Source organism: Streptomyces azureus (genome assembly GCF_001270025.1).
GTDB lineage: Bacteria > Actinomycetota > Actinomycetes > Streptomycetales > Streptomycetaceae > Streptomyces > Streptomyces azureus.
The window spans coordinates 16,727-36,023 of record NZ_DF968316.1 but is presented as its reverse complement, the minus strand read 5'-3'; the positions used below and the strand labels follow the sequence as shown (position 1 = coordinate 36,023).

Sequence of the window (19,297 nt, the reverse complement as noted above, 5' to 3'; positions counted from 1 at the left end):
GAAACCCCGCGCACCACACACCCGGCAAGCCAGCGGGCATACGGCCACACCCCCATACCCGCCATACGCAAGCCCCGCGCAAGCGACACACCACATCAGCCGACGGCGCACGGCCACACTCCCGTACCCGCCCTACCAACACCCACCGCGCGAAAGGCCCCGCCAGCCCGCGGCCTGCAGCCGTGCGCTCCTCGCCGCCCTGCGAAGGCGCGGTGCGCGAGCGGCCGCGCCGGTCGGCAGCGTACGGCCGACCTCCGTGCCCACCGTACGGAAGACCCCGCTGGCCGACGGGGTACGGTTGCGCCCCCGTGCCCGACGTGCAGAGGTTCGGCGCGCGAAAGGCTCCGCCAGCCGGCGGCGTACCCCGCCTCCCTGCCCGCCATGCGAAGGCACGGTGCGCGAGCGACCCCGTCGGTCAGCGGCGCAGGCCGCACTCCCGTGCCCCGCCGGGCGGAAGCCGCCGCGCGGGCGTCAGGGCCGGTGCCCGGTCAGCCCGTCTTCCAGCCGCGCCGCGTGTCGATCCGTTTCCATTCCGCGTCCCACTGCGCCATGCGCCGGCGGTCCAGGGACAGTCGCGTCAGCCAGGCGGCGCCGAGTACCACCCCGCCCGCGAGGGCGCCCGCCAGCCCGCCGCCCATGGTCGTGTGCAGCCAGGCCTCGCCCTCGGACACCGGTGGGGTCGTGATGTCACCGCTCCTGTTCACCCACAAAGGGATCGTGCTCCCGGCGGGAGTCCGGGGCGGCACCCGCGCCTCGCCCGTCTGCGTCGAGCCGTCCGGCGCGGTCCACCGCACCTTGGCCCACACCCGGTGGTCGCTCGCCGCGCGGGCCGGTGACGGTCCCGGCGCGTCCTCGACGGCGACCGCCGAGACCTGACGGGTCTCGGCCCGCTGCCGTTCGACGGCCCGCTCGACAGCGCCCGCCGCCATCAGACCCGCGCCCACACCGCCGAGCAGGGCGAACACCCAGCCGGCGAGCACCACCCAGGCTTCGACGACATCGACACGCCGCTTGAGCGCGTTGCGCCGCCACCGCCACCACCGCACGGTCACACGCTCTGACGTCTTCATCGGCCGACACCCCCTCGTGAGCACCGGCAGCACCCTTCCAGTGTGCGCCTGAACCGTGCCGCTGTCGGCGTATGGCTCAGCCGGAAGGTGCGGCGATCCGCACCCGGTCGCTCTCGTCACCGGACAGGAAGGACACCAGCGCCCGCCCTTCCTCGGCGACGGAGCCGCGCTCGGCCCGGGACAAGCGGCGCAACGGGGTGACCAGGACGGTGTCCGCCTCGACGGTCCAGGTCGCCGTGACCCGGCCGTCGACCAGGACGACGCGGGCGCCTTCGACCGACAGGCCGCGGTGGGCGTCGTCGATGATCCGGCCGCGGTCGTGGTAGCCGAGGATCGCGTTGTCGAACGCCGGCAGGAACCGCACCGGCGCGGGGGTGTCGGGGGCGGGGCGCGGCGCGTCGGGGAGGTCCAGCAGTTCACGGCCGCGCTCGTCGCGGAAGGCGACCAGTTCCTCGCGCACGGCGGAGAGCGCGGCCGGCAGTCCCGCCAGGCCGCACCAGGCGCGCAGGTCGGCCGAGGCGGCGGGTCCGAACGCGGCCAGGTAACGCCGTACCAGCGTCTGCCCCACGGGGTCGGAGTCGTCCGGGACCGGCGGGTCGATCTCGCGCCCCAGCCAGGAGGAGACCAGGGCGTAGCGCACTCCCGCCGTCGTGCGCCACAGCCCGCGCGGGGGCAACTGCACCATGGGGAGCAGGCCGGCGACCAGCATCTCGCCCAGTGGCCGGTGCCCCGCCGCCGGCCAGCGGTCGGCGACGGCTCGCGCGAGGTCACCCATCGAGCGGGGTTCGCCGTCGGCCATGACCTCCCGCCCGGCCGCCGCGAGTTCCCCGAGGTCCACCCCCTCCAGCTCGCGGCGATACGTCCCGAGCACCCGCTGGCGCAGCATCGCGTCGTGGCGGGCCCGCCAGGCCAAAAGATCGTCGGCGGTGACGAGGTGAACCGTGCGGCGCATGAGATGGGTCCGCACTACACGCCGCCCGGTCAGCAGTTCCGACAGCACCGTCGGTTCGAACCCCCGCAGCCGGGACCAGAGCCCGATGAACGGTTCTTGCGGTTCCTGGGCCTGGAGACCGCACAGGTGGGCGACGGCGTCGAACACCGGCAGGTCGGCGCGGTCGAGGAGCAACTGCCGCGCGAGGGTGGCGCGGTTGAGCGCCCGGGCATCGAGAACGGTCAACGGAGCACCTCGGCCTTCGAGTCGTGTGCCGACCCGTGGTTCGAGAGGTCCGGGCGGCTTGCCCGATCACCGTCGCACGGGATGCGGTCAGGTCGTGACCGCATCCGGCGTCACCAACGCGCGACCCTCAGCGCGGCTCCGCCGTGGTTTCCCGCGTGCTGGCCGTGCACGACCTCCCTACGTTCCCTAGTTTCCCTATAGAATTACTAGGGAAGTAATGACGGCGCCCAACGCGCTGCACAGGATGATGTGCGCGCCTCACGCATCGACTTGAGGAGACCTCTGCCATGGGCGTTGCCCCTGTTCCGTCCGGCTCCGATGTGGAGCCCGAGCGGACCGGGCCCGGGAACGCGCACTGGCTGCGCGTGGCCGGCGAGACCGCGGACGACCTGGCCACGGACGCGGTGGCCAGAGACCAGGCGGGCAAGCGCCCGTTCGACGAGGTGTCACGGCTGCGGGAGTCGGGACTGCTGACGCTTCTCGTACCGGCCGGGCTCGGGGGCGGCGGCGCGGACTGGCCCACGGCGTACGCGGTGGTCCGGGAGATCGCCGCGGCCGACGGCGCGATAGGTCAACTGCTCGGCTGTCACTACTTCATGTCGTGGAGCGCCCGGTTCTTCACCGAACCGGCTCTCGCCGCCCGGCTGGAGCGGCGCTCCGCGGCGGAGGAGTGGTGCTGGGGTGGTGGTCTGGCACGTCAGGAACCGGCTCTGACACTTGTCAGGAACGGGCAGGGTTTTGCGCTGACCGGCCGTCAGAGCTTTGCCGCCGGTGTCCTGGTCGCCGACCGCCTCGCCGTGCGGGCGGTGCGGGCCGACTCGGGCGAACCATTCGCCGTCGTGGTGGATCCCGCCCTTCCGGGCGTGGCGATCGACGGCGACGCCGACCCTTTCGGGCAACGGCTCGCGGCCGGCGGCACCGTGGAGTTCGACGCCTCGCCGATCGCCGCCGACGACATCCTGGGCTCACTGGCCGCGGACGAGGACGTTCTGTCACCCCTGACTGCCCTGGTGTCGCCGGTCGGGCGTCTCCTTTCGGCGCAACTCCGTCTCGGCATGGCGGAGGGAGTGCTCGCCGAGGCCCGTGAGTACAGCAGGACCGGCCAGTCCCACTGGCACCCGGACTGGCCGGTCGGCTCGCCCCAGGACCCGCAGGTGCTGACCGCCTACGGGGAACTCACCGTACTCACCCGCTCCGCGTCCGCCCTCGCCGACCAGGCACGGGACGCCGTGCACGGCGGACTGGCCCGTGGTGAAGACCTCGGCTACGACGAGTACGCGGAGATCTCCGTCCTCGTCGCCATGGCCGAAGCCGCCGCGTCCAGAGCCGTGCAGGAGTCCACCGCCCGTGCCCTCGACATCATCGGCGCCCGCTCCGCGTCCTCGCGGCTGGGCTTCGACCGCTTCTGGCGCAACGCCCGGACCCACACCCTGTACGAACCCGTAGCCCACCGGCTCCGCGATGTCGGGGATTACTTCCTCAACGGCACGCACCCTCCGTTCGTACTCCCCGTCTGACCACCCCGGCTGCCTCGCTGATCGCGTCGACGGTGACGTTCTGCGCCCCGTGCTCCGCCGCCAGGCGCACCGCGACCGCCCCACCAGGGCAGCGCGGGTCGCCCGCTTCTTGCACTCACGCAGCCCGACGCCCGCCGGGTTCCCCTCCGTCATTTCTTCGGGGAATGCAAAAATGCAGGCTCTGCAAAATCCAGCGTTCCCGCGGTCAGTCGCCGGTCGTCCGGGTCACCAGCGCGCTGTACGCCAGCTGCAGCGCGTCCGCACCGGCCAGGGCCGTGAGCGTGCCCATGGCGGTGCGGGTCGGGCGGGGCCAGAGGAGCCGGCCGGCGGTCAGGGTCGTGGCCACCCAGACACTCAGGCAGAACGGACAGGTCGCGAGCTCGCCGGCGGTGTGCTTGCCGTGCTCGGGGCGCGCCTCCTCGTGCAGTTCGGCGGGGCCCTGCGGGCCGACGTACCTGGTGAAGGGGGCCCGCAGCGGGCTGGTCACCGATGCCTTGCTCAGCAGCCGGCTGAGCCGGAACGTGGCCACCGAGGTCAGCACCACGTCCCACGGCTCGGGCCGCTCGGGCAGTGGGCGCCCGTGGCGCCGTACCGCCGTGGTCCAGGAAGCCGTGTACGCCGCGAAGCCCGCCATGGCCACGAGATAGCCGCCCAACGGCCGGTCATGCCCTGCCGCATAGTTCCGTCGGGTGCGGTGGAGAAACCCCCGGAGCCGTCGCGCGAGGCGGCTGTCAGTCGCTGTCGCCGTGTCCACGTGCGGCACCTGGTCGTGTTCCGCTCCCCTGCCCGACCAGATCCCGGTCGTTCGCCTCATGATCCCCTCCGTCCTGGTGGCGCAGGCGTACCTCGACATGGCCGTCGGTGATCCGGGTTTCGAAGGCGGGTTGGGGAGCGGTGGCCGGGCCGCGTACGTTCCAGCCGTCGGAGAGGCGGAAGACGCTGCCGTGCCACGGGCACTGGACGCAACCGTCGGCGACGGTGCCCTCGGAGAGCGGTCCCGCGAGGTGGCTGCACCGCTCGGCCAGCGCGTGGATCGCCCCGCCGGGTTCGCGTACCACCAGCACCGGCACATCGTCCACGCCGCGCCGCACCGGCTGACCGGCCGGGAACTCGTCCACGGTGCCGATCCGGTGCCAGCCCTCCGTGACGACGTGCGGAACCTCTTCGGCGTGGTTGGCGCCGGACGCCTGCCGGTAGGCCAGGTGGCCGCCCAGCATGCCGCCGAGTCCGACCGCCGTCAGCCCCAGGAAGCCGTACGCCCGGCCCGCCGCTTCGCGTCCCTTGACGCGGCACGTGAGTGAGGCGGCGTACAGGCCGACGGCCGTGAAGTTGCTCAGGGCGTGCGCCAGCCCGACGCGCTGCTGCTGACGGTGCAGGTCCGCCCAGTCGACCCAGCCCGCCAGGGCCGTGGGCGCGGCGGCGGCCAGACCTACGCCGACCAGCATCCGCGACTCGCGGGAGCGGCCGGGCCGCAGGTCCAGGACGGCCGCCGACAGCCAGCTTCCGATCGGCACCTGCACCATCAGCGGATGCACCGGATGCCCCAGCCATCTGCCGTGCAGCAGATCCCGGCCGCGCCCCAGCGGCAGGGCCCGCACGCCCCTGCGGAGCGAGTAGATCACCGCATCGGCCCGAGGCTCCCGCTCCAGGCGGTCCAGCAGCCACAGGACCCGGTTCTGCCCCATCGGCCGACGGCGTGGCGTTGCGCTCATGCTCAGCCGGGTCCCCACCGGCACCGACGGCAAACGGGCCCGAGGGATTACGGCCGGGCACGCCGGGAACGCGGTGCGCTGAACCAACCCGAAGCGAGGCCGGTGCCGCGATGACCGAGTACGAACGTTCCCGCACGATGCCCGCACAGCCCGAGCACGTCTTCGACCAGGCCGCGAACATCGGCCAGTTGGACACCTGGCTGCCGGCGGCCCTGCACGTCGAGGCCGAGGAACTGCCCGCGGTCACCGTGCACGAGGACCGCACGGACGAGGACACCTCCGCCCTGCTGCGTGCCCAGCGCGACCAGATGCGGCTCGAATGGGGCACCCGCGACCAGGGCAGCTACACGGGCTGGCTCCAGGTCGCCGGGATCGGCGGCGGAGCCAGTGAGGTGACGGTGCACCTGTCGTTCTTCGACGACAGCCACGACCCCGGCGAGACGATGGTCCGTGACGCCCTGGACACCAGCCTTCAGCGCCTCGAGGAGCAGGTGCGGCTGCGCGTCGACCACGCGGCCGGCTGATCCGGGAAGGCACGCCATGGCACGCGTCAAGCAGTATGCCGTCGCGGCGTCCGGACAGTGGACCGACGAGGAGGAAGGCCGGCGCCGCCTGCCGTCCGGCGAGGTGCACGCCTGGGAGCCGGGGCTGAACCAGACCGTCTGCGGACTGTCCCTCAGCCGCTCCCGGCTGGTCCGCTTCCCGCACGTCACCTGGCCGGACACCTTCCCGGAGTCCGGCGGTGCGGCGGACCGCGTACGGCGGCAGTGCCCGCGCTGCGCGTCGGTCGCCGGGCGCCGTGGTCAGGACGCACGTCCCCGGTGGCAGCGCACGAACCCGCGGCCGTGACGCCGTACAGGCGTAGCGGGTCGCGGATGCCGATTTCGGGGAATCGCGCAGCGCATGGTCCGGGGCGGAACTGTTCCTCGTCACTGTCCGGCGCGGGAAACCGGCCGGATGAGCCGGTAGCTCCGGCCGGGCCATCACCGACCTGGAGTGGCGGGGAGAACCGATTCCGTCCGGCACGATGGTGCTGCTCGACCTGTACGGGCACTACCACGATCCCGCCCTCCGGGGCGATCCGTACACCTTCGGACCGCAGGGCTTCCTCGACCGGCCGCCCGCGCGCGGCGAACTGATCACCAGGGCGGCGGCGACCGCGCCGCCGGTCACCGCCGCCCCGGCGAGGACGTCACGGTCGCCCTGCTGCGGCCCTCGGGCCAAAGCCGGCCCGGCTGGAGTGCGACGTGCCCGACCAGGACCTGCGCACCCCGCTGACCCGCGCTCCGGCACCTGCGCGCAGCGGGTTCGTCATCGAATCCGTCCGTGCTCCGGCGCCTGCGACCGGGACCGGGGCAGACGGCATGGCGGGGACGACGACATGAGGACGACCGGGACCCGCCCGGGACGGGAAGACGGGTCGGGGACGACGACATGTCGGGGACGACGACATGAGGACGACCGGGACCCGCCCAGGACGGGAAGACGGCCGAGGACGGGCGACCCGGGCCGCAGTGCGTGGCCACCGTGTGAGGGCACGTGATCCGTCACGGCGCCCGTACGCAGCCCCTCAGGCGCCCGCCGGGCCGTGAGTCACCCGCCGCCCGGCGGCCACGGCCGCTCCCGCCAGCGCTGCGGCGACGGCCGTCCTGCGCAGCGCGGTGCGCCGTCGTCCGCCCCAGCCACCGTGCACCGACCCCTCGCCCTCGGCCGGTACGTGCAGCGCTCCGTGCGTGGCCGGGGCCTCCTCGTCGTGGGACAGGTGGGTCTTGTCCGTCTGCCGTGCCATGGCCCGCTCGGCGAGTCCGGGTGCCATCCGGGCCTGGCGTACCAGTGCGCGGCCCGCGGGGCCGACCACCACTTCGCGACGCGGCCGGCGGACGAGTCGCACCACGGCCCGGGCGACGCGCTCGGGGCTGTACACGGGCGGCATGGCCACGACCTTGCGCCCGGTGTAGTTGGCCGCCTGCTGGAAGTGCGGCGTGTCGATGGTCGCGGGCAGCACCGTGCACACCTCGATGCCCTTGACACCCTCCACCCGGAGCTGCTGCCGAAGGCTGGAGCCGAGCCCGCGGACGGCGTGCTTGGACATGCCGTACGGGTGGCTGTACGGCTGCGCCACGGCACCCACGATGGACGCGATGTCGATCAACGTCCCCGTGCCCTGCCCCCGCATCACCCGGAGAGCCGCCCGGGCCCCGTGCACGTAGCCCATGACATTGACGTCCAGGACCTTGCGGAAGTCCTCCAGCGGCACGTCCTCGAAGCGGCCGAAGGCGTTGACGGCCGCGTTGTTGACCCAGACGTCGATGCGGCCGAACTCCTCCACGGCACGCCGCGCCAGGTCCTCGACCGCCTTGGCGTCCGTCGTGTCGGTCGGCACGACCAGTGTCCGTGCCCCCCGGTGCTTCGCGCACTCGCGGGCCGTCGCCTCCAGCGCCTCCTCGCGTCGCGCGGCCAGCACCACGGCGCAGCCCCTGCGCGCGAACGCCTCGGCCGTGGCCCGTCCGATCCCGCTGGACGCTCCGGTCACCACCACCACGTGATTGCGCAGTCCCATCTCGCACCTCCTCAAGTCCGCCCGAGCCGGACACTCCTGCCCGCCTCCGCGGCGGAACGAGTACCCGGCATCGCCGAGTCACCGCAGCATCCCGTTTTGCCATGGTTTGCCATGCCGTCGCCGCGGCACTCGGGGCACACGCGAGCGTCCAGCCGACAGCGTCCGGCCGACGCTGCGCGATCCGGTCCCGGCGACGGGGCAGAACAGAGGGTGGCCGATGACGACGATCGGTGTGGAAGAGGAGTACCTGCTCCTCGACCCGGTTACCGGGCTGCCGGTACCCCTGGCCGACAAGGTGCGTGCCGCGGCGGGTCTGGCGCATCTCGTGGCCGACCAGGAGGTGCAGTGCGAGCTGCTCCAGGCGCAGGTCGAGGTGGCCACGCCGGTGTGCGGCACATTGGAGGAGGCAGGGGGACACCTGCTGCGGCTGCGGCACGCCATCGGGGCGGCGGCGGAAGCGCACGGCTGCCGGATCGCCGCATGCGGGACGCCTCCGCTGCGCCATCGTCACCCGGTGGCCGTCACCGACCAGGCCCGTTACCGGGCCATGCTCACGCAGGCGCCCCAGTTGGTGGCGGAGCAGCTGGTCAACGGCATGCACGTGCACGTGGCCGTGCCCAGCCGGGAGACGGGCGTGCAGGTGCTGAACCGGATCAGGGTCTGGCTGCCGACCCTGACGGCCATGTCGGCGAACTCCCCGCTCTGGGACGGCCACGACACCGGCTTCGCCAGCTGGCGCACCGTGATCTTCGGCCGCTGGCCGGTCAGCGGCGCGCCCCCGTTCTTCCGTGACGTGGACGACTACGACCGGCGCGTGACGGCACTGCTGGAGAGCGGTGTGATCTCGGACAGCGGGCAGTTGTACTGGCAGGCCCGCCTGTCGGCCCGCTACCCCACCGTCGAGGTGCGGTGTATGGACGTTCAACTACGCGCGGACGACGCGGTCATGCTCGCGGGCATGACCCACGCTCTCGTGGACACCGCCATCGCGGAAACGGCCGCCGGGGCGCCTGTGCCCGACTGCGCGCCGGAGCTTCTCCAGGTCGCTCTGTGGCATGCCGCCCGGCACGGTCTGAGCGACACCCTGATCTGCCCGAGCGGCCGGCCGCGCAGGGCCGGCGACGTGCTGTACCAGCTCCTGCGGCACGTCGCACCGGCACTGGACGCGTCCGGCGCGACCCGGCAGGTGACGGCCTTGGTCCACCGGCTTCTCCAGAGCGGGACCGGAGCGGACAGACAGCGCGCCGCTCTCGCCGAAGGCGGCATACGGGCCGTCACCGACCTGATCGGCACGGAGAGCAGCATGTCGTGATTCCCTGACCGGCCCCGGCCGGGGCCGAAGCCCTGCCCCCTGCCCCTGCGGCACACCCGGCCGCTGTCAGCCAGGGGGCCGGGACGGGAGGGATTCGGGGTTGACGCGATCGACCTTGGCTGCGTCGGCGAGGGCCGCGGCAGCGGCTTGTGCTGCCTGCGCCGTGTCGTCGGCGGCCTGGGCAGCCATGTCGTCCGTGGGCTTCTCGCGGGTGGCCGGCGACGGGGGCAGTGCCTCGCTGAAAGCGCGGGACACCCCCTGGAGTGCGGAGGTGACCTCACTGGGGATCACCCAGAACGTGCTGCCCGCTCCCTGCGCCAGCTGGGGCAGCGTCTGGAGGTACTGCCAGGCGAGCAGCTTGGGGTCGGGGTCGTTGCGGTGCACCGCCTGGAACACCTCGTCGATGGCCCGGGACTGGCCCTCGGCCTGGAGGATCGCGGCCGTGCGGTTGCCCTCCGCGCGCAGGACGGCGGCCTGCTTGTCGCCTTCGGCGGTGAGAATCTGCGACTGGCGTTGTCCTTCGGCCCCGAGGATGGCGGCTCGCTTGTCCCGCTCGGCTCGCATCTGCTTCTGCATCGCGTCCTTGATGGACTGCGGCGGGTCGATGGCCTTGATCTCCACCCGGTTGACCCTCAGCCCCCACTTACCGGTGGCCTCGTCCAGAACACCGCGGAGCTGGCTGTTGATGGTGTCGCGCGAGGTGAGAGTCTTCTCCAGGTCCATGGATCCCACGACATTGCGCAACGTGGTGACGGTCAACTGCTCGACCGCCTGCAGGAAATTCGCGATCTCGTAGAAGGCCGCTCGCGGATCGGTGACCTGGAAATAAAGGACGGTGTCGATCTCGACGACCAGATTGTCCTCGGTGATGACCGGCTGCGGCTTGAAGGAGACGACCTGTTCCCGAAGGTCGATCACCGGATGAACCCGGTCGATGTACGGAATGACGAGATTGAGGCCGGGATTCAGGGTCCGGTGGTAGCGGCCGAGTCGCTCGACGTTGCGAGCACGGGCCTGGGGAACGATACGGACCGCGCGCACCACGGTGAAAACCGCGAACAGCGCGACGATCAGGCCGGCAATCAAGAACGCCGAGGCTTCCATGGTCATCAGTCCCGTGGGTAGACGATGGCGGTGGCGCCACTGATCTCTATGACGTCGACGGTCTTTCCAGCAGGAATCACCAGCGTCTCGTCGAAGGCGCGGGCCGTCCACTCCTCACCGTCGATACGAACCCTGCCGCCCAGGCCCGTCACCTCCGAGACGACATAGGCACCCTTGCCGACCAGGGCGTCCACCCCGAACCGTGCCACCTGGGGCTGGAGTACGTGGCGCAGCGCGATGGGACGCAGGAACACCAGGGTGACGGTCGCCACGGCGGTGAAGACCAAGAACTGGAAAGGCAACGGCAGTCCGACCGCGGCAGAACCCGCCGTGACCAACGCGGCCGCACTCAGCATCCCGAGCGCAGCGGTCAGGGTGAAGATCTCCGCCACAGCCAGTACGCCCGCGATGATCAACCAGATCAGCCATGGATCCATCGCGCGCCCCCTCTCAGCGGTACGGGCCCGGAAGGGTCTTTTGCATCCCTTTTACCCACATCGCGAAGATCCCTACCCCCGGCACGTCGCGGACTTGCCGGGCTGGAGTCACCGCCGCCGGCAATAGGTGTCCGATGAACGGATCTCGGCTTCCGCATAACGGTCCGATATCGCTCGCTGGCACTTTCGAGAGTAACTGAAGGTTATGTGACTCACGTCACTAAAGGGTGAGTAAAGACCGTGGTAGAACTACGCAACTCCGCAGGTGGCACCGCTCATCGCCGCAGCGCGGAGCGGTCGGCATGCACGGGCAGCAGGACCAGGGCGTTCACGGTCCGCGTCCGCGGACCGCGGGCCCAGTGTCGCCGATCGGACAACGCCGTTCGTTCAGAGACCGCACACCAGCCGGTGGCATTCCCCCTGTGTCCCGGTCCAGCACCATCGAGGTAGCCACTGTGTCACTCGACTCCATGACCGAGTCCGTCGACAAAGCCGTAAGCGAGTTCTTCGAGCCCATAGCCAAGTGGCTGGTGGAAGTCGTCTTCTACGCCGTTCCGGTCGGCGGAACGGACCTTCCTCTCATCGTCGCCTGGCTCGTCGTCGCCGGTCTGGTCTTCACCGGCTGGTTCGGGTTCGTACAGCTCCGAAAGTTCAGACTCGCCGTCGACGTGGTGCGCGGGAAGTACGACGAGAAGGGGTCGGCCGGTGAGGTCAACCACTTCCAGGCGCTGACCGCCGCCGTCTCCGGCACGGTCGGCCTCGGGAACATCGCCGGTGTGGCCGTAGCCGTCTCCATCGGTGGCCCCGGCGCGACGTTCTGGATGATCCTGTGCGGTCTGCTCGGCATGGCGTCCAAGTTCGTCGAGGTCACCCTCGGCGTGAAGTACCGCGAGGTGCACGCCGACGGCACGGTCTCCGGCGGCCCGATGCACTACCTGCCCAAGGGCCTCGCCGACCGCTTCGGCGCGAACGGCAGGAAGCTCGGCAAGGTCCTCGCGGTCCTCGCCTCCTTCATGATCCTGTTCTTCGGCCTCTTCGGCGGCAACCTCTTCCAGGTCAACCAGTCCTACGCGCAGCTGGTCTCCGTCACCGGCGGCGAGGACGGCCTGATGGGCTCCTCCGCCGGCGCGCTGTTCTTCGGCATCCTCGTCGCCGCGCTCGTCGGCATCGTGCTGCTCGGCGGCATCCGCTCCATCGCCAACGTCACCAGCAGGCTCGTGCCCGCCATGGCCGGCATCTACATCGCGGCCTGCCTGGTCGTCATCCTGGTGCACGTCACCGCTGTTCCGGCCGCCATCGGCACGATCATCGAAGGCGCCTTCAACCCCGAGGGTGTCGCCGGCGGTGTGCTCGGCGCGCTGATCATCGGCTTCAAGCGGGCCGCGTTCTCCAACGAGGCGGGTCTGGGCTCCGCGCCGATCGCCCACTCCGCGGTGAAGACCAAGCACCCCGCCAGCGAGGGCCTGGTCGCCCTGCTGGAGCCGTTCATCGACACCGTCGTCATCTGCACGATGACCGCGCTGACCATCGTCATCGCCAACCCGGCCAGCTGGGCCGAGGCCCGCAAGGACCCCGACTCCATCGGCGGCGTCACGATCACCTCCGACGCCTTCGAGACGGTCCTGCCCTGGTTCCCGTACATCCTCACCGTCGCGGTGCTGCTGTTCGCCATCTCCACCGTGCTGACCTGGGGCTACTACGGCCTCAAGGCGTGGACGCACCTCTTCGGCCGCAGCAGGGCCAGCGAGCTGACGTACAAGGTCGTCTACACCCTGTTCGCCATCACCGGTTCGCTGCTGACGTTGCAGACCCTCATCGACATGGCCGACGCGGTGCTCTTCATGCTCGCCGTCATCAACATCATCGGCCTGTATCTCCTCGCCCCCGTCGTCAAGCGCGAGCTCAACTCCTTCCTGGAGTTCGTCCGCGCCCGCAACGCCGGTGAGATCACCGATGACGACGAAGACCAGGAGTCGGCGAAGACCACCGCCTGACCGCCCCCGCGGCCCGGCTCCTGATCGGGTCCGTATACACCTCGCGCCTTGGTGTGTACGGACCCGATCGTTGTGTGTTGAGGCAGGTGAAACGGCATCTGGCGTGATCACGAGCGGACGGTTAGGGTGTGCGGAACGCGTCAGCGGCCCGCCCGAGCGGGCGCCGCACGCGGGGTGTGCCGGGAAGTCTGGTCGGCGTCGAAGGGGCGTATGCCCTCATGCCGATGCCCCGGAGGTCTGTCTGATGGCTGCTGCGCCGCGCGAGCGTTCCACTTTCCTCGGCCTTCTGCCGTGGCCGGAGCGGTCGGCGGTGGCCCAGGCCCTGCGGACGGAGACCGTCGGCGGACTGGTCCTGCTGGCAGCGGCCGTGGTGGCGCTGGTGTGGGCGAACAGCCCGTGGAGCGGCACCTATGAGGAGATCCGCGACTTCCACTTCGGCATCGGCGCAATCGGTCTCGATCTGTCGGTGGAGCACTGGACCGCCGACGGGTTGCTCAGCATCTTCTTCCTGGTGGCGGGAATCGAGCTGAAACGCGAGCTCGTCGTGGGTTCGCTGCGTACGCCCGCCACGGCCGCGCTGCCGGTTGTCGCCGCGCTGTGCGGCATGGTGGTGCCGGCCGCCGTGTACGCGGCGACCGCCACTGCCGGCGGGGGCGGCCTGGAGGGCTGGGCCGTGCCCATGGCCACCGACATCGCCTTCGCCCTCGCGGTCCTGGCCGTCCTCAGCACCCACCTGCCCTCCGCCCTCCGGGCCTTCCTGCTCACCCTCGCCGTCGTCGACGACCTCGGTGCGATCCTCGTCATCGCGGTCTTCTTCACCAGTGATCTGAATCTCGTCGCCCTCGCCGGAGCCCTGGCCGGGCTGGTCGTCTTCTACGTGCTCCAGCGGTACCGCGTGCGCGGCTGGTGGTGGTACGTGCCACTCGGCCTGACCATCTGGGCGCTGATGTACAACGGAGGCGTCCACGCCACCGTCGCCGGGGTGGCCATGGGCCTCATCCTGCGCACCACCCGCGACAAGGGTGAGGACGCCTCCCCGGCCGAGCGGACCTCCCACCTGCTGCACCCTGTCTCGGCAGGAGTGGCCGTACCGCTCTTCGCTCTCTTCGCCGCGGGCGTCGCGGTCTCCACCGGGTCGCTGGGTGAGGTGTTCACCCAGCCGGAGCCGCTGGGGGTCGTGCTCGGCCTGGTCGCCGGAAAGACCCTGGGCATCTTCGCAGGCACCTACCTCGCCGCGCGCTTCACCCGGGCCCGTCTCAACCCCGACCTGGCCTGGGCCGATGTGTTCGCCCTGGCGGTGCTCGCCGGGATCGGTTTCACCGTCGCCCTGCTGATCGGCGAACTGGCCTTCCCCGGCCCGGCCGAGGCCGAGCTCATCAAGGCCGCCGTGCTTCTCGGCTCACTGATCGCCGCGGCCCTGGCAGCACTGCTGGTCAAGCGCCGCAACGGGGTCTACCGCCGCCTGTGGGAAGAGGAGACTCGGGATGAGGACGCCGACGGCATCCCCGACATCTACCAGCGGACCAGCTCTGGGCCCGGCAGCGCCACGGGCGACAGCTGACGTGGCCCGCGCCGCCTCGTGAACGGCGCCGGGTCGCTGCTGCCGGTGGTCGTCGTGGTCGCCGCGCTGATGATCAGGGCCGCGATCGCCGAGCTGCGCCGGCCGGGCAGCGTCCGTCAGCAGTGGGCGTGCGCGACGAGCGGCCCTGCCACGGCCGCCGGGCTGGTGGCGGCCGTGGCCGTCGCCGCGACGGGCTGGTCACAGGCCGGGGCTGCGGCCTTGGCATGGGCAGTGCTGGCCGGCGCGCTCGTCGCGATCCTCGTGGGCCGGCCGACGGACAGGTCCTGACACCCCTCACCCTTCTCAGACCGCGGCGATGCCCTCCATGCCGGACTCGTCGAAGGCGGGCAGCCCCTCGGCCGTGGTGACCTTGGTGAGAGCACCGTCGGCTTCGACGCGGAAGCCGTCGACAGTTCCGGAGACGGCGTTCTGGACGTAGACGAACTTCTCGCCCTCCGTCACGGCAAGGTCGATCACGCCCTGCGAATTGGCGGAGGGCGGAGTCGCGATGCCCACCTCGTTGGTCAGGCTCAGCGTGCCGTGCTTGTCCGTGCGATAGCCGGTGACGGTGGAGCTGCCGGTGTTTCCGCCGTAGAAGTAGTTACCCGCGCGCTCCAGCCAGCACAGGGTCTCCTGGCCGTGGGCGAGCGGCTCCTGGAGGACCTTCAGCCTTCCGTCACGCTTCACCTGGTACGTGGTGACCGTGGACCTCTCCGCCTCGGCGACCAGCATCCGCTTCCCGCTCCGGTCGAAGCTGATCGCGGACGGAACACCACCCGAGGAGTCGTTGACGACGGGTTCCGAGACGGCCGGCAGACCGTCGCGCTTCATCGGGAAGACCTCGACGGTGTTGTTGCCCTTCGTGGTGACCACCAGATTGCGTCCGTCCGGGGTGAACTCGACTTCGCCCGGCGAGGTGTCGAAGCGCGGTGTGTCCTCGTTGTCCAGACCCAGGGAACGGTGGGACCCCTTCAGCGACTTGAGCCCCTCACCGGTGATCCTGAAGCCCTGGACGCTGCCCTCGCCGTCCGCGTTCATGACATACGCGACCTTGCCCTGCACCGCGATGCCGGCGGGGAACCCACCGGATCGGACGACTTGCCGATCCTTGAGCTGCTGTCCCTCGACACGGAACGACGTCACCGTGTTGCTGCCCGCGTTGACGGCCAGCAGCATCCCCGAGGCGTCGTCGTAGACGAGTGAGCCTTGCGAGGCCAACGAATCGGTGGGGGCGTCGACCTGGTCACCGCCCTTGCCGCCGGTCCCGTAGGCCCCCGCGGGTTTCAGGCTGCCGTCGTCACCCCGCGCCAACACGTGGATGGTGTTGCCGTCCAACTCGTTGCCCTGGACGAAGACGGCGTGATCGGCCCCGGCAGCGGAGCCGGAGTACTGACCGGCCGAGGCCAGGGAGACAGCCACCGTGGCGGTTCCGGTGATGGCGAGGGCCCCGCCGCCGAACAGGATGCGCCGTGTCCTGGACTTGGCCCGGTGGCCCCTGCGGCTGCTGTGCATGTTCACGTCCGTTCCGCACTCTCCCTGCGTCGCCCGCGCGGCGAAGTCCGCGACTGCGGACGTGAACAGCGTGGCCGGAGGGAATGGTGCGCCGATGCGGAACGGCGGTCGCGTCAGAGTCTCGTAAGAGTCCTGGTGCGGGTCACCTCTCAGATGGATTTCGCCGGCCAGTCCAGCAGCCGGGCCCCGATCACCGCGGTCTGCAGCGTGTACCGGTGGACCGGGTCGGACGGATCGGCGCCGGTGAGCTTGTGGATGCGCTCCAGGCGGTAGGTAAAGGCGCGCACGCTCAGAGACAGCCGCCGCGCCGCCTCCGCGGACACACAGCCCGAATCGAAGTACGCCGTGAGGGTCTCCAGGAGCGGCTGGGCACCGCCGCGGGCCTGGCGCAGCGGACCGAGAGCGCTGTGCACCAGGTCGGCCATGGCTTGCCGGTCGCGGGTGAGGACCGGGTAGACGAGGAGGTCGGCGGCGCGCAGCACGGGCTCGTCGAGTTCCAGTCGTTCGGCCAGGTCGAGGGCGTTCAGGGCCTCTTCGTACGAGTGGACGACGCCTGCCGCGCCGGGCTGTGGACGGCCGATCGCCACCTGTCCCCCGCCCGTGGCGGCGAACGCCTGCTTCGCGAAGTACGCGAGGACCTCGTCCTGGTCGCCTGGGGCGATGCACACGAGTCGTCCGTCCTTGGTGGTGAGCAGGATGCTGCGGTCACCGAACCGGCTGATCAGCGCGCGCTCCACCTCCCGGAGGGCCGGATCTCCCTCGTCGTAGGCAGTCGTGCCGCGCGCCACGGCGACCGCGTGTTCGTACGACAGGCGCAGTCCGTAGCGCTCCGCGCGCTGGGCCAGCCGGCCCAGGTCGCTTCGGCCGTACAGCAGGTCGTCGATGAACTCCCGGCGGGAGGCTTCCTCCTGGCGTACGGCGTGCCGCTGGGCCCGCTCGTAACCCTCGGCGAACGCGTCCATGGCCTGGGCGGCGGCCGCGAGCACACTGTCCACGGAAACACCGTTCCCGGTCGGCCAGTTCGCCCGGGCCTCGGCCATGTGGGCGGCGACCAGGGCGCGCAGTCCGAGACCGGCCTCCGCGGCCTTCTCGCCCAGGGCGCGGCGCGAGTCCAGTTCCTCCCGCGTCAGCCGGCGGCCGGTCGCGGAGGCGTCTCCGAGGAGGCCGGCGTATCCGTCCAGGTACTTCCCGTACTCCTCGGGCCCGTGCTGCCCTGTCATGGAGATCCCCCCGTTGATGCGCTCCGGACATCTTTCCCGGCAGGCCGCGTTCCGGCAATGCCGAGGGCGTCTGACCGCTGCCGGGTGAGTCGCCTGCCCCGTGCCGCCGGGCCGGACGTCCGCGCGGCACCTCACTGGTCCCCGTTCGCCGAGGCCGGGCGGACCACGTGGCCTCGGCGAGGGGATTGGCCATCGGATGGCGTGGGTCGGCCGCGCGGTTGATCGCCGTCTCCACGGCCGCGATCCGGTCGGTGAGCAGCCCGAGGGTGGCCACGGCGCGGACGAGGGGGTCGTCGTCCGGTCCCCCAGCGTCCGGCTGCGTACTACTTCAGCTCGCTCCAGCGCAGCGTCTGTTCACTTGTGAGGGTGCCGCGCAGCTCCGCCAGTCTCAGCGGGTTGGACTCGGCGCCGGTGGTGAGGGTCCGGGTCTCGGCCGTGTGGTGGCCGTCGATCAGCGCGGCCAGTTCGGTGTGGTTCATGACGGGCTGGATGCGTTGCGCGATCTTGTTCATGTTGGGTCAGCAATGACAAGGCCACCGTCACGGGCACCCCGCCCATGCACCAGACCCGGAGATCCACGTCCGCGTCGGAGCTGCCGACGTCGGTGACACCTGCGGCTGCGAGGAGCCAGAAGCAGACGACCACGACGAGTGCGGCGGTCAGCAGGATCGTGGGCGGGCCCGTGGCCGCTGCCAGAAGGGTGCGCACCTCGTGGTCCCCTCCCCCGGCGGCGTGTCTCAGTCGTCTCCGGCGATGCGCGTTCGTTCCGGGCCTTGGTGCCGGGCACCTGCCGGTGTCCGGCACCAAGGCGATCCGCCGTGCTCCCCGCGAGCCATGCTGCCCGATCCGGCCCGGGCCGCGCATTGCCGGTTCCCGGCAGTGTTCATGGGAGTCTGCGTGCCGGGGCCGTCAAGAAGCCGTCAAAACAGCTCGGTACATCGGGTACCTGACGATCCGTCGGCAGAGTCGGCGTCGAGTCGCCATCAGTGCCGCCGCGAACCGCTGTCGAGGGCCGGGAAACGCCAAGATCGACAACTGGTCAAGCCTGAGCCGGGCTGCGAGGATGAAGGCCAGAGGCGCACGTACCAGTCTCACCAGGAGGTACCCGTGAAGATGCTGATCAACGTCCCGGAGACCGTGGTCGCGGACGCGCTGCGTGGTCTGGCGGCTGCCCACCCGGAGCTGACCGTGGACGTGGAGAACCGGGTGATCGTGCGGCGGGACGCTCCCGTGGCGGGGAAAGTGGGGCTGGTCTCGGGCGGTGGCTCGGGGCACGAGCCGCTGCACGGGGGTTTCGTAGGGCCCGGCATGCTGTCGGCGGCCTGTCCCGGCGAGGTGTTCACCTCCCCGGTGCCCGATCAGATGCTGCGCGCGGCCGCCGCCGTGGACAGCGGGGCCGGGGTGTTGTTCATCGTGAAGAACTACACCGGTGACGTGCTCAACTTCGACATGGCCGCCGAGCTGGCCGAGGACGAGGGCATCCAGGTCGCGAAGGTGCTGGTCAACGACGACGTGGCGGTGACCGACAGCCTGTACACGGCGGGGCGGCGCGGTACCGGCGCGACCCTGTTCGTGGAGAAGATCGCCGGCGCCGCCGCTGACGAGGGCATGCCGCTGGAGCGGGTGGAGGCCATCGCCCGGCAGGTCAACGAGAACTCCCGCAGTTTCGGTGTCGCGCTGAGCGCGTGCAGCACACCGGCCAAGGGCAGCCCCACCTTCGATCTGCCGCCCGGCGAGCTGGAGTTGGGCATCGGCATCCACGGCGAACCCGGCCGGGAACGGCGGGCGATGATGACGTCCGGCGAGATCGCCGAGGTCGCCGTCGAGGCGGTGGTGGAGGACCTGAGGCCGCGCAATCCCGTGCTGGTCCTCGTCAACGGCATGGGCGCGACTCCCCTGCTCGAGTTGTACGGCTTCAATGCCGAGGTGCACCGGGTGCTCGCCGCCCGCGGCGTCCCCGTCGCCCGCGTTCTCGTGGGCAACTACGTCACCTCCCTGGACATGGCGGGCGCCTCCGTCACCGTGTGCCAGGCCGACGAGGAGATGCTGCGGCTGTGGGACGCGCCGGTGAAGACACCGGGTCTGCGCTGGGGCGTGTGACGCGGAAGGGGTAGAGGATCA

At 71.1% G+C, this 19,297-nt stretch carries 17 protein-coding genes and 2 pseudogenes; 8 read left to right on the top strand and 11 right to left on the bottom strand.

Annotated features, from left to right (window positions below):
• Window positions 1-488: 488 nt before the first annotated feature.
• Both AOQ53_RS22585 and AOQ53_RS22580 read right to left on the bottom strand, forming a co-directional pair.
• On the bottom strand, window positions 489-1,070 hold the full coding sequence (locus AOQ53_RS22585) for an Rv1733c family protein (RefSeq protein WP_059419932.1): 582 nt from the start codon (window positions 1,068-1,070) through the stop codon (window positions 489-491).
• A 76-nt stretch (window positions 1,071-1,146) separates the two neighbouring features.
• Entirely contained in the window at window positions 1,147-2,247 is a 1,101-nt protein-coding gene (locus AOQ53_RS22580) for a winged helix DNA-binding domain-containing protein (protein WP_059419930.1), read from the bottom strand.
• Between the two features lie 287 nt (window positions 2,248-2,534).
• Between AOQ53_RS22580 and AOQ53_RS22575 the strand changes: the two genes are divergently transcribed.
• Entirely contained in the window at window positions 2,535-3,764 is a 1,230-nt protein-coding gene (locus tag AOQ53_RS22575) for an acyl-CoA dehydrogenase family protein (protein WP_059419929.1), read from the top strand.
• Here AOQ53_RS22575 and AOQ53_RS41470 read toward each other — a convergent pair.
• The 3 genes and pseudogenes from AOQ53_RS41470 to AOQ53_RS22565 all read right to left on the bottom strand — a co-directional run.
• A pseudogene (locus AOQ53_RS41470) lies at window positions 3,757-3,917 on the bottom strand (TetR family transcriptional regulator); the annotation flags it as partial. The gene AOQ53_RS22575 and the pseudogene AOQ53_RS41470 sit on opposite strands and share 8 nt — an antisense overlap.
• A gap of 52 nt (window positions 3,918-3,969) precedes the next feature.
• Entirely contained in the window at window positions 3,970-4,419 is a 450-nt protein-coding gene (locus AOQ53_RS22570; RefSeq protein WP_236711756.1) for a DUF1360 domain-containing protein, read from the bottom strand.
• 76 nt (window positions 4,420-4,495) lie between these two features.
• Window positions 4,496-5,449: a Rieske 2Fe-2S domain-containing protein gene (locus AOQ53_RS22565; protein WP_059419927.1), complete on the bottom strand. Its 954-nt coding sequence runs from the start codon at window positions 5,447-5,449 to the stop codon at window positions 4,496-4,498.
• A gap of 137 nt (window positions 5,450-5,586) precedes the next feature.
• Here AOQ53_RS22565 and AOQ53_RS22560 point away from each other — a divergent pair, with 137 nt between their 5' ends.
• Window positions 5,587-6,000, top strand: a complete 414-nt coding sequence (locus tag AOQ53_RS22560) for an SRPBCC family protein (RefSeq protein ID WP_059419925.1) — start codon at window positions 5,587-5,589, stop codon at window positions 5,998-6,000.
• Window positions 6,001-6,016: 16 nt separating this feature from the next.
• Entirely contained in the window at window positions 6,017-6,325 is a 309-nt protein-coding gene (locus tag AOQ53_RS22555) for a hypothetical protein (protein WP_059419924.1), read from the top strand.
• 721 nt (window positions 6,326-7,046) lie between these two features.
• Here AOQ53_RS22555 and AOQ53_RS22550 read toward each other — a convergent pair.
• A complete protein-coding gene (locus tag AOQ53_RS22550; protein WP_059419922.1) occupies window positions 7,047-8,036 on the bottom strand; it encodes an SDR family oxidoreductase in 990 nt (329 codons plus the stop codon).
• Between the two features lie 217 nt (window positions 8,037-8,253).
• Here AOQ53_RS22550 and AOQ53_RS22545 point away from each other — a divergent pair, with 217 nt between their 5' ends.
• Complete coding sequence (locus tag AOQ53_RS22545; protein WP_059419921.1) at window positions 8,254-9,348, top strand: carboxylate-amine ligase; 1,095 nt, start codon at window positions 8,254-8,256, stop codon at window positions 9,346-9,348.
• A gap of 66 nt (window positions 9,349-9,414) precedes the next feature.
• Here the strand turns inward: AOQ53_RS22545 and AOQ53_RS22540 are convergent, their stop codons facing one another.
• Window positions 9,415-10,452 (bottom strand): SPFH domain-containing protein, encoded by a 1,038-nt coding sequence (locus AOQ53_RS22540; RefSeq protein ID WP_059419938.1) that lies wholly within the window; start codon window positions 10,450-10,452, stop codon window positions 9,415-9,417.
• 5 nt (window positions 10,453-10,457) lie between these two features.
• A complete protein-coding gene (locus AOQ53_RS22535) occupies window positions 10,458-10,889 on the bottom strand; it encodes an NfeD family protein (RefSeq protein ID WP_059419920.1) in 432 nt (143 codons plus the stop codon).
• Window positions 10,890-11,344: 455 nt separating this feature from the next.
• Between AOQ53_RS22535 and AOQ53_RS22530 the strand changes: the two genes are divergently transcribed.
• The 3 genes from AOQ53_RS22530 (at window position 11,345) to AOQ53_RS22520 (ending at window position 14,732) form a co-directional block, all read left to right on the top strand.
• Entirely contained in the window at window positions 11,345-12,883 is a 1,539-nt protein-coding gene (locus AOQ53_RS22530; RefSeq protein ID WP_059419919.1) for an alanine/glycine:cation symporter family protein, read from the top strand.
• 244 nt (window positions 12,884-13,127) lie between these two features.
• Entirely contained in the window at window positions 13,128-14,444 is a 1,317-nt protein-coding gene (gene nhaA, locus AOQ53_RS22525; protein WP_059419917.1) for a Na+/H+ antiporter NhaA, read from the top strand.
• 18 nt (window positions 14,445-14,462) lie between these two features.
• Window positions 14,463-14,732 (top strand): hypothetical protein, encoded by a 270-nt coding sequence (locus AOQ53_RS22520; RefSeq protein WP_059419916.1) that lies wholly within the window; start codon window positions 14,463-14,465, stop codon window positions 14,730-14,732.
• A 15-nt stretch (window positions 14,733-14,747) separates the two neighbouring features.
• Here the strand turns inward: AOQ53_RS22520 and AOQ53_RS22515 are convergent, their stop codons facing one another.
• From AOQ53_RS22515 to AOQ53_RS46460, 3 genes and pseudogenes are all read right to left on the bottom strand, one after another.
• Complete coding sequence (locus tag AOQ53_RS22515; RefSeq protein WP_063888940.1) at window positions 14,748-15,956, bottom strand: lactonase family protein; 1,209 nt, start codon at window positions 15,954-15,956, stop codon at window positions 14,748-14,750.
• 149 nt (window positions 15,957-16,105) lie between these two features.
• Window positions 16,106-17,176, bottom strand: coding sequence for a PucR family transcriptional regulator (locus tag AOQ53_RS22510; RefSeq protein ID WP_059419914.1), 1,071 nt, complete (start codon window positions 17,174-17,176; stop codon window positions 16,106-16,108).
• A gap of 131 nt (window positions 17,177-17,307) precedes the next feature.
• Window positions 17,308-17,691 (bottom strand): annotated as a pseudogene (locus AOQ53_RS46460) (AAA family ATPase); the annotation flags it as partial.
• Between the two features lie 592 nt (window positions 17,692-18,283).
• On the opposite strand from AOQ53_RS46460, the gene dhaK reads away from it, so the two are divergent.
• The gene (dhaK, locus tag AOQ53_RS22500) at window positions 18,284-19,276 is read left to right on the top strand and encodes a dihydroxyacetone kinase subunit DhaK (protein WP_059419910.1); all 993 of its coding nucleotides are present in this window, start codon (window positions 18,284-18,286) and stop codon (window positions 19,274-19,276) included.
• Window positions 19,277-19,297 lie beyond the last annotated feature (21 nt).

Excerpts from the sequence above, each read along its gene's own strand:
- AOQ53_RS22585 (WP_059419932.1), bottom strand. The coding sequence starts at position 1,070 with ATGAAGACGTCAGAGCGTGTGACCGTGCGGTGGTGGCGGTGGCGGCGC.
- AOQ53_RS22575 (WP_059419929.1), top strand. The coding sequence starts at position 2,535 with ATGGGCGTTGCCCCTGTTCCGTCCGGCTCCGATGTGGAGCCCGAGCGG.
- AOQ53_RS22565 (WP_059419927.1), bottom strand. The coding sequence starts at position 5,449 with ATGGGGCAGAACCGGGTCCTGTGGCTGCTGGACCGCCTGGAGCGGGAG.
- AOQ53_RS22560 (WP_059419925.1), top strand. The coding sequence starts at position 5,587 with ATGACCGAGTACGAACGTTCCCGCACGATGCCCGCACAGCCCGAGCAC.
- AOQ53_RS22555 (WP_059419924.1), top strand. The coding sequence starts at position 6,017 with ATGGCACGCGTCAAGCAGTATGCCGTCGCGGCGTCCGGACAGTGGACC.
- AOQ53_RS22550 (WP_059419922.1), bottom strand. The coding sequence starts at position 8,036 with ATGGGACTGCGCAATCACGTGGTGGTGGTGACCGGAGCGTCCAGCGGG.
- AOQ53_RS22545 (WP_059419921.1), top strand. The coding sequence starts at position 8,254 with ATGACGACGATCGGTGTGGAAGAGGAGTACCTGCTCCTCGACCCGGTT.
- AOQ53_RS22540 (WP_059419938.1), bottom strand. The coding sequence starts at position 10,452 with ATGGAAGCCTCGGCGTTCTTGATTGCCGGCCTGATCGTCGCGCTGTTC.
- AOQ53_RS22535 (WP_059419920.1), bottom strand. The coding sequence starts at position 10,889 with ATGGATCCATGGCTGATCTGGTTGATCATCGCGGGCGTACTGGCTGTG.
- nhaA (WP_059419917.1), top strand. The coding sequence starts at position 13,128 with ATGGCTGCTGCGCCGCGCGAGCGTTCCACTTTCCTCGGCCTTCTGCCG.
- AOQ53_RS22515 (WP_063888940.1), bottom strand. The coding sequence starts at position 15,956 with ATGCACAGCAGCCGCAGGGGCCACCGGGCCAAGTCCAGGACACGGCGC.
- AOQ53_RS22510 (WP_059419914.1), bottom strand. The coding sequence starts at position 17,176 with ATGACAGGGCAGCACGGGCCCGAGGAGTACGGGAAGTACCTGGACGGA.